Source organism: uncultured Oribacterium sp. (assembly GCF_902481605.1).
Taxonomy (GTDB): domain Bacteria; phylum Bacillota; class Clostridia; order Lachnospirales; family Lachnospiraceae; genus Oribacterium; species Oribacterium sinus.
Window position 1 is genome coordinate 25491 of sequence record NZ_CABSXI010000019.1, and the last position, 12801, is coordinate 38291.

13 protein-coding genes and 2 tRNA genes are annotated in these 12801 nt (G+C 42.3%); 4 read left to right on the top strand and 11 right to left on the bottom strand.

The window, feature by feature from the left end:
- Window positions 1–60: 60 nt before the first annotated feature.
- Window positions 61–924: a type II CAAX endopeptidase family protein gene (locus RDQ32_RS05055; RefSeq protein ID WP_308579355.1), complete on the top strand. Its 864-nt coding sequence runs from the start codon at window positions 61–63 to the stop codon at window positions 922–924.
- On the opposite strand, the gene RDQ32_RS05060 is transcribed toward RDQ32_RS05055, so the two are convergent.
- The 11 genes from RDQ32_RS05060 to RDQ32_RS05110 all read right to left on the bottom strand — a co-directional run bounded on the left by RDQ32_RS05060 (window position 815) and on the right by RDQ32_RS05110 (window position 11428).
- Window positions 815–2071, bottom strand: coding sequence for a DUF6382 domain-containing protein (locus tag RDQ32_RS05060; RefSeq protein WP_308579356.1), 1257 nt, complete (start codon window positions 2069–2071; stop codon window positions 815–817). The two genes, RDQ32_RS05055 and RDQ32_RS05060, sit on opposite strands and share 110 nt — an antisense overlap.
- Before the next feature lie 64 nt (window positions 2072–2135).
- A complete protein-coding gene (locus tag RDQ32_RS05065) occupies window positions 2136–2447 on the bottom strand; it encodes a hypothetical protein (RefSeq protein ID WP_308579357.1) in 312 nt (103 codons plus the stop codon).
- Window positions 2448–2514: 67 nt separating this feature from the next.
- Window positions 2515–3009, bottom strand: coding sequence for a hypothetical protein (locus RDQ32_RS05070; protein ID WP_308579358.1), 495 nt, complete (start codon window positions 3007–3009; stop codon window positions 2515–2517).
- A 46-nt stretch (window positions 3010–3055) separates the two neighbouring features.
- On the bottom strand, window positions 3056–3949 hold the full coding sequence (locus RDQ32_RS05075; RefSeq protein WP_308579359.1) for a hypothetical protein: 894 nt from the start codon (window positions 3947–3949) through the stop codon (window positions 3056–3058).
- A 91-nt stretch (window positions 3950–4040) separates the two neighbouring features.
- Window positions 4041–6071: a DUF5702 domain-containing protein gene (locus tag RDQ32_RS05080; RefSeq protein ID WP_308579360.1), complete on the bottom strand. Its 2031-nt coding sequence runs from the start codon at window positions 6069–6071 to the stop codon at window positions 4041–4043.
- Between the two features lie 41 nt (window positions 6072–6112).
- A complete protein-coding gene (locus RDQ32_RS05085) occupies window positions 6113–6352 on the bottom strand; it encodes a Flp1 family type IVb pilin (RefSeq protein WP_007157695.1) in 240 nt (79 codons plus the stop codon).
- Between the two features lie 90 nt (window positions 6353–6442).
- Entirely contained in the window at window positions 6443–7864 is a 1422-nt protein-coding gene (locus RDQ32_RS05090) for a hypothetical protein (protein ID WP_308579361.1), read from the bottom strand.
- Between the two features lie 43 nt (window positions 7865–7907).
- Entirely contained in the window at window positions 7908–8456 is a 549-nt protein-coding gene (locus RDQ32_RS05095; protein ID WP_308579362.1) for a type II secretion system F family protein, read from the bottom strand.
- 178 nt (window positions 8457–8634) lie between these two features.
- On the bottom strand, window positions 8635–9804 hold the full coding sequence (locus tag RDQ32_RS05100; RefSeq protein WP_183683857.1) for a CpaF family protein: 1170 nt from the start codon (window positions 9802–9804) through the stop codon (window positions 8635–8637).
- A gap of 162 nt (window positions 9805–9966) precedes the next feature.
- Window positions 9967–10980 (bottom strand): AAA family ATPase, encoded by a 1014-nt coding sequence (locus RDQ32_RS05105; protein WP_308579363.1) that lies wholly within the window; start codon window positions 10978–10980, stop codon window positions 9967–9969.
- Between the two features lie 31 nt (window positions 10981–11011).
- Complete coding sequence (locus RDQ32_RS05110; RefSeq protein WP_304069245.1) at window positions 11012–11428, bottom strand: prepilin peptidase; 417 nt, start codon at window positions 11426–11428, stop codon at window positions 11012–11014.
- A 368-nt stretch (window positions 11429–11796) separates the two neighbouring features.
- On the opposite strand from RDQ32_RS05110, the gene RDQ32_RS05115 reads away from it, so the two are divergent.
- From RDQ32_RS05115 to RDQ32_RS05125, 3 genes are all read left to right on the top strand, one after another.
- Window positions 11797–12282, top strand: a complete 486-nt coding sequence (locus RDQ32_RS05115; protein WP_308579364.1) for an N-acetyltransferase — start codon at window positions 11797–11799, stop codon at window positions 12280–12282.
- 187 nt (window positions 12283–12469) lie between these two features.
- Window positions 12470–12555 (top strand) — tRNA-Leu (locus RDQ32_RS05120).
- A gap of 49 nt (window positions 12556–12604) precedes the next feature.
- Window positions 12605–12692, top strand: a tRNA-Ser gene (locus tag RDQ32_RS05125).
- The last annotated feature ends 109 nt before the right edge of the window (window positions 12693–12801 follow it).

A 12801-nucleotide genomic window follows, 5' to 3' on the forward strand; every position in this document is an offset into this window, starting at 1 on the left:
AAAAAATGTCGAAAAAGTATTGTTCAAAAAGTAAAAAGGAAAAGTAGAGAAGGAGAAACAATGGAGAATTTGATGGACAAAAGGAAAGTACTGTTTTTATTTCTGCCGTTACTTGTATTATTTGTTTATGACCGCATTGGAGATGTTGTAATCTTCATTATTCATAAAGCATTTGACTTATTTGCCGTAAGTGAGTCATTTATCGATACCAGTGCCAGCTTTATCGATGCAACCACAGCGGTGGTTTTGTCGGTGATCTGTTACCTGTTTTATCGCAAGGTCTTTCCAAGAAAAAAGGCAGAAGTAAGTTTACCGCTTTGGCAAAATATTCTCTTTGCCATTGTCATTGGATTTGGTGTAGGAGGATTGGCAACCATCTGGTTGAATTTTGCAGAGTTTGTGGGAAATAATATCTCCTTTTTAGGAAAAGAATCAGAGGCTTTCTCCACACTTTACGATGATTTGGATCAGGGACCCTTTATCTGGACTTTTTTAGCCATCGTGGTTGTGGGACCGCTGGTAGAAGAGATTTTATTCCGTGGTATTATTTTTAGCAGCTTTGAAGAGGTAACAGATATTCTTTGGTTCCCTGCCGTGCTTTCCGGTGTGATGTTCGGCGTATGGCACGGAAGCTTCATTCAGGCAGTGTATACCGCTATGACCGGTATAGCCCTCGGTTATTTCATGAAGAAAAGCAGATCCTTGTTTTTCACAGTACTGGCTCATGGCGTAAACAATTTAAGTGGAACCCTGCCTCCATTTTTAGATACAGATTTAATCAATGGATTTATTAATGTAATGTCTTATCTTTGTATTATCCCGATGTTTTGCATTTTTGCTTATCTTCATTTCCAGGGGAAGAAAGAAGCAGAATTAGATAATCCAGAGCTGTATACAGAAGAAGAGCCAGCTCCAGCAGAATAACAAAGGGAAGATAATGGAATAGAAAACCGGAGCCCTTGAAATAGAATAGAGCTAAAGGAAGGAAGAGCATAAGGAAGATGCCCAGCAGCATTTTCTTTCTGCCTTCCTTTTTTCTTTTCTTTTGTTCACGGTCTGCAAGGGAAGAAGCAGGAGAAGAAACAGGGAAAGAAACAGGGGAAGAAACAGGAGAAGAAGCAGGCGCAGAGGCAGGCGAAGAAGCAGGAGAAGCAATAGAAGAAGGCAAGTGAAGAAATGCCAGGAAGCCCTTTTTCTTCGGAATGGTATTTGCTACATCCGTATAGGAATGCTCTTCTTGAAAATGATTGCAATCTACAGCGGATTGTGTAGTAAACTCAGGTGTTTCCTGCTCCTGTTTTTGGAAGGAAGAGGTGGAGCATTGGCATAAATCCAATTCCGTATAATTCTTTCCGGAATCTTCAGGGAATTGACCAGTTGTTGTTTTTTCACCTAGAGGCTTAGGGAAGACTCGGGATGATGCTTTTTCAACGGAAAAAGCTTGGGAAGACGGGTGGGGACTTTTCTGAATGGCATTGGAGAGACTTATTGCCTTTTCTTCCGATTTTGGAACAAGCTGCTTCTGCTCTTGAATATGAAGGATTTGCAGGATGCGGGATAATTGCAAACCGCCGTGTTTTTGCTCTTGATACAGTAAAAAAGCTGCCAATACTACAGCTTCCTCTTCTTCATCAATATTTTCCAATATCTGCTCCAAAAGAGCAGACAAGCCTTCCTCCGGATATTCTTCTTTGAAGGGAATAAGAGGAAAGAGAAAATGCTGATTTTCCACATCATAAAAGATTTCTGCCCAGTCAATAGATAGGAGAGAAGGAGAGAGAAGATATTCCTCCATATTTCGTAGGGCATTCTGTAGAGAGGAAAAAAGTGCACTAAGGTGCTGCAGTCGTATTTTCCTTTGAGAAAAATACAAACAGGCTCTTTGATAGGGAGAGAAATCATACTGTAAGAAATTCTCCCCTTCTTCCTCCAGCAGGCGAAAGGATAAGGTTCCCGGAATTTGGCATTGCCGAAGAATTTTTTGCTCATGATTTTCCTCTTGAGGAACGCTATGAAGATACATAAAGCTGTGTTGAAAGTCATTTTTAAATTGAGGACTGTAGTTTGACATGGATGTTCCTTTCTCTATCTGCGCTTTTATGGGAATCTATTTAGGAGCACTTGTGAATTAAAGGCTATGGGAGTTCTTGATTTTCTGTCTTTTCCGGATTGTTATCGGCATTCTTCGCGTCTTCCTTTCCTTCTGCTTGAGAGCTTTCGTCTTTTTTTCGTATAAGTAAATCCTCAGCAACGGAAAAGAAGCGAGTATAGAGCTCTACCTTAAAATAGTCCTTGGGTTTTTCCAGACTATGGCTTTCTACTTCTTCGCGATAGGCTGCCTGTGCTTTCTCCCGTATACGTTCATGCAGTTGAATATTTTCTTGTAAAAGGATTACCAGGCATAAAAAACAAATACCTAAGAGAACAGTGGTTTCAATGGTATGCATAGGGATTCCTTTCTAGTGTATGTATAATCAATTATTTCGAAGCACAGATTATCCTTTTCCCTTTTGTTTAGAAAAAGGAAATACCAAGCAAATACAGTACTCCGGGGAGAAAACAGGGAAGGAAGGGAAAACGGCAGTTTTTAGGATTTTTCTTTTTCAGCTTGCAGGAACAAAACAAAAACATGGATACTATGGTGGAGCAAGAGAAGGCGGTAATAATCAAAAAGAAGAAATGATAGGCATTACAATAAAAAGAGGAAAGCAGAATAAATAAACTATCCCCGTAGCCTATGGCTTCTCTGCTCCACTTGGAAAGGAGAAGAAGAAAAAAAGCGAAAAGAGTAGGGAGAAGGATCAAGGGGAATTCCTCCATGGATAAGGAAGAAAAGAAAGCATAATAAATCTTCCTAAAGAAAATGCTATGGATGAGCAAGATTCCCCCAAATAGCAAAAAAATCATAGAGGGTATTCTTTGCTTTCGACAGTCGAAAAAGAGGGTGAAAGCAAAGAACAGGAGAAAAAGAATTCCTTTGCTGATAGTAAAAAACTGTGGTTCCGCCATACTCTTTCCTCCTGTTTCTGTACAAGTTTTTCGATTTATTTAAGTCTTATGTACCGCATCTGGGACAGGGATGTCTGCCCTCCGCCAAAGCCTGCTTGAGCGGAATCTTATGGACGCTGGAACGCATGGCCGGGCAGTCGGTATTGCTGTGATATCTTCTTCCGGCTTCGGTGTAGTACACTACAGGACTGTTTGGATCCGGATGGCAGGCTTTGCAGGGGCAGAATTTTCCACCGTATTTTGCGTTTGTACCGTCGATTCTTCTGGCGCTGCAGCTTAGAAAGTCATTGGAAATATAAGTGCAATCCGAAGACAGGTGATAGACCTTGGAAGGCCCCTCTATCACGTAGACCATTTCCTCCTCATCCTCTTCTTCTTCATTTTCTTCTTTTTCCCAACGGGCGCCTTTGCTGCCAATCCAGGCTCTTCTATGGGCAACGATTTCCTGCCTCATATTCTTCTTTTGAAGAAGTCCGAAGGGTATGGGTTCGTCGTACTGTAAATTCAGATAAATATCTTCTTCGGTAATATGGGAGCGAAAGCTTTGAATGTTTTCCATTCCCTCCGTGGGAATAGTATTCGGGAGGAGAATGTCTTCCACTGCGGTTTCCGAAATTTCCAGAATCTGATCAATGTGCTCTATATCCGCGATATCCGTTTTTTTCAATCCATAGTGTTCCAGATATTTGGCCATACATAGGATTCTGGCGTTCTTCTCCATTTCTCGGCTGATACGGATTTCCCGGTTCAAGATAAAAAGGGGAGTCATCAGAATGATGATGGCAAAAAGAAAAAGACTTAAGGAAAAGGCTGCTTCTATCGTCAGAGAGGCAAGAAGATTCTTTTGAAAGAAGGAGGAGAAGTGCTCCTTTCTCTTATCCACTTTTTCTCTACACAGTTTTTGTTTTCGAAAGGGAAGAAAATTGTTTTGGGCTTTCATAAATCCTCCTCTTGCTGTTCGCTATAAAGAAAAGGCTATATAGCTTGTTTAGATCCTTTGCCGCCGGCGTGATATTCTGCATTTGGAATGTTTAATGGCTGAGATTTTTGTATTTATAGTCGGAATGAAGGGTGAATTGGTATCGCTCTTCCGGGCGAAGTCCAAGACTTTCCAAAAAGCCTTTATGGTAGAGGCTGTGTTTAGACTTAATTCCGGCGTCTGTGGAAAGAAAATACAGGCAATGATCTAATTGAAATTGACTTTCCTTTTCTGATACGGTGCTTTGGATATTCTTCTCCATGCAATACAGCATTCTGTCATTGACTTTGCTTTGGGACAAACAGCCGGAGGCAAAAAGAAAGGCTCTGCAATAATCTTGATAGGATAGCCCGTGCGTTCCCTGATTTTCGTCTCCACCTTCTTCGTTTATGTTGAAAGTAAGCAAATGAGATAGAGAGAGCCGCCAGCTTTCTTCACTATGCATAAGAGGAACCCGTTTTTCATCCAAAAGCTGTCTGACATCGATTAGAGATTGGGCAAAGGCCCAAATACCGATGACGAAGAGGGTAAAGACCTCTATCACGATGGGGTTTAAAGTAACGGCGAGAAAGGCTGTGACAAAGGCTTTGGCTTCCTCCCGCATCTCCGGACTTTTCATGATATAGATAAAGTTCATAGCTTCTCGGAAAGCTAGAAGAGACAGGACCTGTGCCGAAAGGTTTGCATAGTCGCTCTTTTTTTGGTGGATAAGATACTCCACCTCCATGCCGTTTGCTCCGCTATAGGGAATGGACTTATCGTCATCCTTTTTATGATAGGAATGGAAGTACCGTAAAGAGTATTCTCCCAAAAGCCCCACCTGTAAGGGATTGGCCTTGGAGTTTGTAGAAAATCCGGGAGGGACGGCGTATTTTTCATCATCACTTGGACAGGGCACTCCCTCGGGAAGGAGATATTCCAAGAGCTTTTTCTTACCCAGGTTTCTAAGGTTTTCCAAGGCCTTTCTATTTTGCTTGTTGATTTTTGTGACCTGTCCGCTGTAGGCCGGAAGGGAAAAGCTGTTCCATTCTGCTTCTGCGGAATGATAAAAGTCTTGAATTTCTTGGGATAAGTCTTCTTCATCATCGTCCTCCTCGTCTTCATTTTCCCTTCTGGCTTCTCGTTCTTCCTCCAACCATTCCTCAAAGTCTTTTACTTCTTGCTTCACCGTTTCTGCCTGCGCTTTTAAGCTGTCACACTTTGGCGGAAGAGCTTCAATGTTTTGCCTTATGCTGCCCTCCGCATCCAAATATTGGTCATAGCTGCTTAATTCGGCCTCTATAGCGGCAATGCCGTCTTCTTCCAAATTCAGCTTTTCTTCTTCAAAGTGTTGCCGTAACTCGGCTACTTTTTCCCGAAGAGAATCGGCAGTGGATTGGTACCTTGGAACAGTTTGCTGAATTCTTTCCAGCCCGGCAGTAAAGCCTGCACAGGAAGAATAAAAAGCTCCCGGATTGTGGGCAGAAAGTGCTTTTGCGGCGTTTTTATGCTGTGTTGCACAAGCTTTGCACTCCATATCGATTGTCTCAATCAGTCCTTCCAAGGCTTCAATATCTCGATGGCTTAGGGAATATTTTTTTTGTAATTCTTCTATACTTTTGGATTCTTTTTCTTTCTTTTGAAAATCCTCCAGAGAAGCAAGAGCTTCCGCGTCTTCTTTCTTCTCTCCTAAAAACTCTATGGCATCCTTTGCCAGAAGTGCCGGCATGTATTCCAGCACTTCTTCTTCAAAATAATGGTCTGCGCAAAGGATTCCCCGATTTGGAAAGAGAAAGTCTTCCTTCTCCACCTTGCATGGAAAGAGATCCTTGGCTTCTGTATAAAGGGAGGTGAAGCCCTCCAGCTCTTCTTGCAGCAGCTTATCATCTCGATATTCCAGGGCGTATATACGGTAGTTTTCCCAAAGAGGCCTATGAAATTCCGAAAAAAGGGATTCCATGGCACTGTTTAAGGCGGTTTGCATATATAATTTTTGAGAAATTGTTCTGGCAGATTCCGCAATGGTAAGCACCAGCGCAGCTACCAGAACAAAGATTAGGGAAAGAAATACCGTAATCGATGCGGAGAATTGTTTTTTCGCCATAAACTCTTCCTTTCCAAAAAGAGAAGTGTAAAGAAAACGCTTTAAATACCGTTACTTTGATCTTCAATTTTCTTCATAATGGCTTCCAAGACTTTAACAATTTTGGCTTTGAAGATAATGACTAAACCGATTAAGACCACCATAATGAGGACCAGCTCAATGGTGCCGATGGCCTCATCACCATTAAGCAAATCCCTTCGTTTTTTCCTGCATTGTTCTATTCTGGAAAAAAGCCAGGCGTCCACTGCATAATGGGCATCTTCTAATGCGTATTTGTACATCGTAACCTCCTTTTGTGTGCGGCATGATTGCCGAGTGAATGTATGGGCAAAGAGAATGCTTGCTGTTTTCCAAGAACTCTCTTCGTCTTTTTAGTGTAGGGATTGCATAGCCGGATACAGAATCATCAGCATGATGACAAAGAGCTGCAATATCAAAGGAAGCAGAAGCTTGGTTCCGGCCTCCTCTCCCAGACGCTTTGCCATATGTTTTCGTACGGAAAAAGCCTCCTCCATTTCCATATGGAGTTGACGAGAAAGATCCTTGCTGCCATTTTTCCGGTTCTGTTCTATGAGACTGATGAGTTTACCGTAGGGCTTTAAAGCAATTCTTTTCGAAAAATTCAGATAGGCCTCTCCTTCCCCCACATTGCTTGCCAGCTGGTTTAAGAGAGTATTTAACTCCTCATATAAGGGGTGGGATTCCTGATGACAATTTTTCACCAGATAGTTGTAGTGCTTGGCAATTTCTGAAAAGCTGTTTCGTATCGCCAGTCCTGCTCCAAGATAAACTACCAACTTGGAAACCAATTCTGCATAATCCAGAGTCAGAGAGGACAGTCGGGCTTTTTGACGAGTTTTCTGTTGCTCTAAAGCTTGCAAAGGGAGAAGAAAGCAGGCAAAAAGTCCCAGAACCGGAATCAAAAGATAGCGAAAATTCTTTTTTTCGGAAAAATGAATGTGATGGCCCATAATTTCCTTGGGCAAAAGCAGTTTATCCCTGGAGCGGGTATGCTCATTACTGTACTGTAATGTATTTTGAAGGGCCATTTCCAAGGACTCGGTTTCACTTAGCTTTAAGGGTAAAATACGAAGGGCATAGGAATAGGTGGGAGAGTTGTAGGTGATTTCATTATTTTCATTAAAGAAACTGCTGATTTCATCCCCTTCCATCTCCTCTTCAGGATGAATATTGGCGCTGAGAACTACTTCCAATGTTCCTGTAAGAATCTGGTTTTTTTCCAGATATTCATGATGGACTTGCCCTGAGTCTTCTAAAATATCTCTATACTTTGTGTAGCTTTTATCGTTATCTTGAAGGGGAGTTTCCTTCTGATTCGTCCATAAGCTTTCCGGACGAAAACTCCAGGTGGCTTTGATATTTTCCGGGCTAAAGATTTTTTTGAGCTGTATGTTTCCGGAGATGCCGTCAAAGCTGTCTTCCTCGCTGAGAATCAAGCTTTCCATTTTTTCTTGCAGCTTCGCAAAAGCTTTATCCGCTTCTTCCTTGCTATAGAGTCTTGGAGATACCGTGACATAGATTTCTTCCTTTTTCTTTCCTGAAATTCCCGTAACATTGAGGGGAATTTTTTTCTCTACCCCTCCTATAGGCTCTCTTTGAATTTGATTTCCGGGGAGGAGGAATTGTTGCTCTGTTCCCTGCATGAAGAGGAGTGCAGCAAGAAGAAGGGAGACAATCAGAATAAGGATTTGCTTTTTCAGTAGTTCTGTTTTAGAGCCCGGAATACGAAACCATAATTTTTTGAGTTCTTGCTTTATAGTGTAGGGGTTCATAGATAGTCCTTTTTTGGTGACAATAGATTCCATCTGATAAGCCTTATACGGGGATGGCAATAATCTTTTGGGAGAGGTAAATGGCCAGAAGATATATACAGAGACAGAAGCTCATTACAACTCTTCCCATAAGACTGGAATAAAGAATCCGGAAAAATTCGGGAGAGCTGGCATTTAGATAAAAAATCATAAAGAAAGGTACACCGTTCATGATCTTTTGCTCGAATCGTCTGGAAGCATTGAGAGTGATAATTTCTTCGGTAATGGTCAGTTTATCCCGAATAATCGTACTGCTTTGCTGAATAATCTGAATCAGATCTCCTCCGGAACGCTTTGCCACCAGGAAGATTTCCGAGAAATTATGGATATCATCAACACCGGAACGAAGAGCAAATTGGGAAAGAGCTTCTTCCAAAGGGCGATTCATGGAAAGGGAGCGTTTGATTTGCTTCAGCTCCTCCACCATATAGCACTTCTTCCCCAGAAGATTTTCCAGATCCGGGATGCAGGCGAATAGAGCATTTTCCAAAGAATACCCGGCACTCAGATAGGCACTGAGGATGGAAAGCATTTCTTTAAATTGGGAAACCAATACCTCCTGTCGCTTCTTTCTTAATTTATCTCTTTGGAGAAAAGGATAGAAAAAACTGAAGGGAAGCAGAAGCAAAAAGAAGAGAATATGCTGATAAAAGGCATAAGAGAAGAGGAGAAGGAGCAATAGGAACTTGACCCATAGGAAGAGGTATTCCGGAAGATAAATGATGTACTCTCTATAATCGACTACGGAGTTTGTCTTCGTTATGGAGATCCGACAGCTTTTCAAGAATTTTGCCATTGTATTGATATAGTTTTTTGAGTTTAACTTCTCCATTTTCAATCCCCATTACTTCCGATATTTCCAAAACCCGCCGTTTGTGATCCTTGGTTCTCCCAAGATGAACCATAATTTCAATGGCGGAGGCAATCATGTTTCTAATGGATGGGAGAGGAAGATCCGCACCCTGCAACACCATGGTTTCCATTCGCTTTAACATATCCGTAGAGGAATTGGCGTGACCGGTGGAAATGCTGCCGTCGTGACCGGTGTTCATGGCGTTTAACATATCCAGACATTCCTTTCCTCTAACCTCTCCAACAATAATACGGTTCGGGCTCATTCTGAGGGAGGCTTTAATTAAATCGGAGATACTGACGGCGCCTTCTCCCTCCGCATTGGCGTTTCTGGTTTCTAAAGAAACCAGGTTTTCCACGGATTGAATCTGTAGCTCCGCGCTATCTTCGATGGTAATAATTCGCTCCTCCTTAGGGATGTACTGAGAAAGTGCGTTTAAGAAAGTGGTCTTTCCACTGTTGGTACCGCCGGAAATGAAAATGTTATAAGAGGAACGAACCAGAGACTGCAGAAAATGACTTGCTTCCTCCGTGAGACTTTCCAGTTGAATTAACTTTTTCATGGTGATAGGCTCCGGAAATTTTCGTATTGTGACCGTAGGTCCCTTTAGTGCAATGGGGGGAAGCACCACATGAACACGGGAGCCATCTTCTAAGCGGGCATCTACAATGGGGCTTTTGGTATTTACCGCACGATTGATTCGGGAAACAATCTGTTGAATCAAATCCGCAAGCTGTTCTTCACTTTGAAAGGAGCCCTGCCAGCGCTCCATTCGCCCCTTTCTTTCCACAAAGATTTCTTTTGGACCGTTTATCATGATTTCACTGACCGTACCGTCATCCAATAGTTCGGAAAGTAGATCCAGCCTTCGAAAGCTGTCAAAAACCGCGCTTCTTAAGTAGAGTTTTTCCCGTAAAGCCAGATCCTTTCGGCTTAAAAGGGCGGAGTCGATTTCCTGATACAAATGGCTGTCACTGACTTGTTTTTCTTCCAAATCCAGCAAAAGCTCTTTTTTGATTTCTTGTTTTACCTGATCCAGGGCCAGCACTTTAAGCTCCTTTCCGATTTACCTTACGGTTCGCATTAAGATTCGCATTAAGGCTTATATTAAGATTCACATTAAGATTCAAATTAAGACTCACATCACATTATGATTCTGATAACTATCTTTATCTCGATAAACATCTCGATATTTATTTCGATTAAAGGCTTATAAAGCCATTTTTCGGTATTGCTCCGCTTCCATCTGCTCTTCTTCGTATACCTGTCGTAATAAAAGTTCCCGACAGTATTGTTCCAAAGCAGGGGAGGCGGCGCTTTCTTCCGTTAGAGCGGGGAGATTGCATTGGATGAATTTTTCCGCTACGCCTTCTCCTGCATTTTTCTCCAAGTATTGTTGAAGAACGGAAAGCTTAGCCTTGCTTTTTCGATCCTCCAAAACCGGAAGAAAGACTTTTCTGGCAAGGGTGAAACATTCCAGATAACGACTCATACTGCTGTCGGTATCAACAACCAATGCATCGGCACCGGCCTCTTCCGCGATTTTTTCCAAGAAAAGAGAAAGGTCTCTTTGAGAGACACTGCTGATATCCTCCGGACTTCGAACTGGATGAATGGTGACATAGTTATCCTTTGCATAGGAAAGGGCTCGCAAAATCATCGGGGTCAAATGATTTTCCTTAAAGTGATATAGGGCTTCCGTCAAACATTCCTTCTCCTTTTCCTGATCCTTTGAAGAAAAAGCGGACTCTTCCAGACTGAGATAGAGCGTCTTTCTATTCTTTCCCAGTTCCTTGGCCAAGGCTTTGGAAAATGTGGTTTTTCCCAAACGACCAAGGGGACTGTAAACCAGAAACACATCCGCACGATGCTGGCCGCCTTCCGCTAAAAGCTCCAACTCTCCGTATTGCACCAGAATTTCCCGCATAATTTGGTCTCCGGACTGGTATTTGTAGATACAATTCTCCTTCCGTTGCTTCGTAAGCAGATTTTCTTCGGAAAGATAAAGGGTTTTGTGGGATTTTGGAGAAAAATGAAGGTTTTTCGCATTCTTTTCGGAAAGAAGCAGAAGATCCACCTCCTTTTTCTTGGAGAAGCTTTCCAGGCTTTCTTTGTTAAGAATCGGATAGATTTGGAAGGGGAGCTTGGTGTTTTGTCGAAGATAAAGGCTAAGGCGCTTGCAATACAGGGCATCTTCATCGTAGATGGCAAGAATTTTTTCCATGACGAATATCCTTTCTGTGGGAATTGAGAATTTATCCTTTCATCAGCATAATCGGGGTGTAGCCGAGAAAGAGAGAAAAAGCGTAAGGAATGTCTTCTATATGACAAAAGAAAAATAGAAAGAAAGAGAAAAGGGATGCCAGGAGGAGAAGAGGAAGACTTTCTTCCAAGGGTAAAAGGGGGATAAGAAGGGAGCATAGTTTCCAGTCTGCTCCTCCGGCGGCGGTGAAATAAAAGAGGGGATAGCTTACGAAAAGACTTAGAATCCAGTAGATAAGGGTAATAAGGGATTTTTTCAGATCTGCGGCTTCAAAGGGGAAAGCAAGAAGGAAGAAAAAGAATGAGGGAAAAAGTATAAAATAGACTTTGGGGATTTTCCGTTCTTGTAAATCCTTGATGGCTGCATAGAGTAGAAAAAGATAAAGAAAATGGTGTTTGAGATAAGGCATATCCACCTCCTGAAAAGGATTATAGCGTTAGCCTTAGAAATCTCCTATACTCCACATTCGGATAATATCCACTTACGGATATTATCCGAATGTGGAGTATATAGGGGAAAACGTAAGGATATGCTGTTCTCCTTTGCCTGAAGGGAAGAAAAAGTCATAATGAGAGAAAAAAAGACAGTCTTTGTGGAAAACAAATAAGTTTTGACAGAAAATTTAGTGATTATTTTGTGCTGAAAACCGTTACTATATAAGTTTAGACATAAGACCCAGGGGGGCTTTTTAAAGAGGGTGTCAACAGGAATTTATCAAAGAAGCTTTTCAAAGATACTTTCCAAAGAAGCTTTAAAGAGATTAGGAGGATGACCGTTATGCTACAGATTCGAAAAGCCAAACCGGAAGATTTACAGCAGATTATGCCTTTATACGAAAAGGCCAGAGAATTTATGGCGAAAAACGGGAATCCCACCCAGTGGGGAAAGAATAACCCTCCGGAGAATTTGATTCGAAAGGATATCCAAGAGGGCTATTTCTATGTGGCGGAGGACGAGGAGATTGAGCTGGCCTTTCATTTTCATGTGGGAGAAGAGCCGAATTACAAAGAAATCTATAAAGGAGCTTGGCATAGGAATGAAGCCTATGGTGTCATTCATCGGGTGGTTTCCTCCGGGAAAATCCCCGGTCTTGCCCAGCTGTGCTTTCAGTTTTGTAAGGAAGAGCATCCCTACCTTAGAATCGATACCCATGAGAACAATCAGGTCATGCAAAGGGCAATTCAGCGTTTTGGTTTTCAATATTGCGGGGAGGTTATCGTAGGAGATGGAACCAAACGTTTAGCCTACGACTATTTTGCCTAAAGGCCGTCTAAAGCTTCTAAAGCAATTCTCGAAGTTAATCCCGTTGTGGAACTTGGTTTGGGCATTAACTCTTCAAATCTTCCAAACTTTTTTGAATTTTTACTGCCCCCGTATTGACAAGCAGAGGAACATTCTGTATTATCGTACTGTTGCAAAACAATGCGACGTTTTCAGGGAAACTTGAAACGCCGGCGTGGCGGAATAGGTAGACGCACAGGACTTAAAATCCTGCGGGACAAAAATCCCATACCGGTTCGACCCCGGTCGCCGGCATTGTGAAGGAATGGCGAGACTGTCTCGCCGTTTTTTTTACAAAAAATCAGGAGATATACCCAAGTGGTTGAAGGGTCCGCACTCGAAATGCGGTAGGTCGGGAAACCGGCGCGAGAGTTCGAATCTCTCTATCTCCGGGATAGGCCGGGAAGGGAAAGCGCGTGCAGCGCATTTTTCTTTCCCGGCTTTTTTTAATGGACTTTAGCCAGTATCGGAGCTGACATTTGAAAAATGTTAGCTCTGATA

Coding starts and splice junctions, on each gene's coding strand:
- RDQ32_RS05070 (WP_308579358.1), bottom strand. CDS start 3,009: ATGGCGGAACCACAGTTTTTTACTATCAGCAAAGGAATTCTTTTTCTC.
- RDQ32_RS05105 (WP_308579363.1), bottom strand. CDS start 10,980: ATGGAAAAAATTCTTGCCATCTACGATGAAGATGCCCTGTATTGCAAG.
- RDQ32_RS05090 (WP_308579361.1), bottom strand. CDS start 7,864: ATGAACCCCTACACTATAAAGCAAGAACTCAAAAAATTATGGTTTCGT.
- RDQ32_RS05055 (WP_308579355.1), top strand. CDS start 61: ATGGAGAATTTGATGGACAAAAGGAAAGTACTGTTTTTATTTCTGCCG.
- RDQ32_RS05110 (WP_304069245.1), bottom strand. CDS start 11,428: ATGCCTTATCTCAAACACCATTTTCTTTATCTTTTTCTACTCTATGCA.
- RDQ32_RS05060 (WP_308579356.1), bottom strand. CDS start 2,071: ATGTCAAACTACAGTCCTCAATTTAAAAATGACTTTCAACACAGCTTT.
- RDQ32_RS05115 (WP_308579364.1), top strand. CDS start 11,797: ATGCTACAGATTCGAAAAGCCAAACCGGAAGATTTACAGCAGATTATG.
- RDQ32_RS05075 (WP_308579359.1), bottom strand. CDS start 3,949: ATGAAAGCCCAAAACAATTTTCTTCCCTTTCGAAAACAAAAACTGTGT.
- RDQ32_RS05080 (WP_308579360.1), bottom strand. CDS start 6,071: ATGGCGAAAAAACAATTCTCCGCATCGATTACGGTATTTCTTTCCCTA.
- RDQ32_RS05065 (WP_308579357.1), bottom strand. CDS start 2,447: ATGCATACCATTGAAACCACTGTTCTCTTAGGTATTTGTTTTTTATGC.
- RDQ32_RS05085 (WP_007157695.1), bottom strand. CDS start 6,352: ATGTACAAATACGCATTAGAAGATGCCCATTATGCAGTGGACGCCTGG.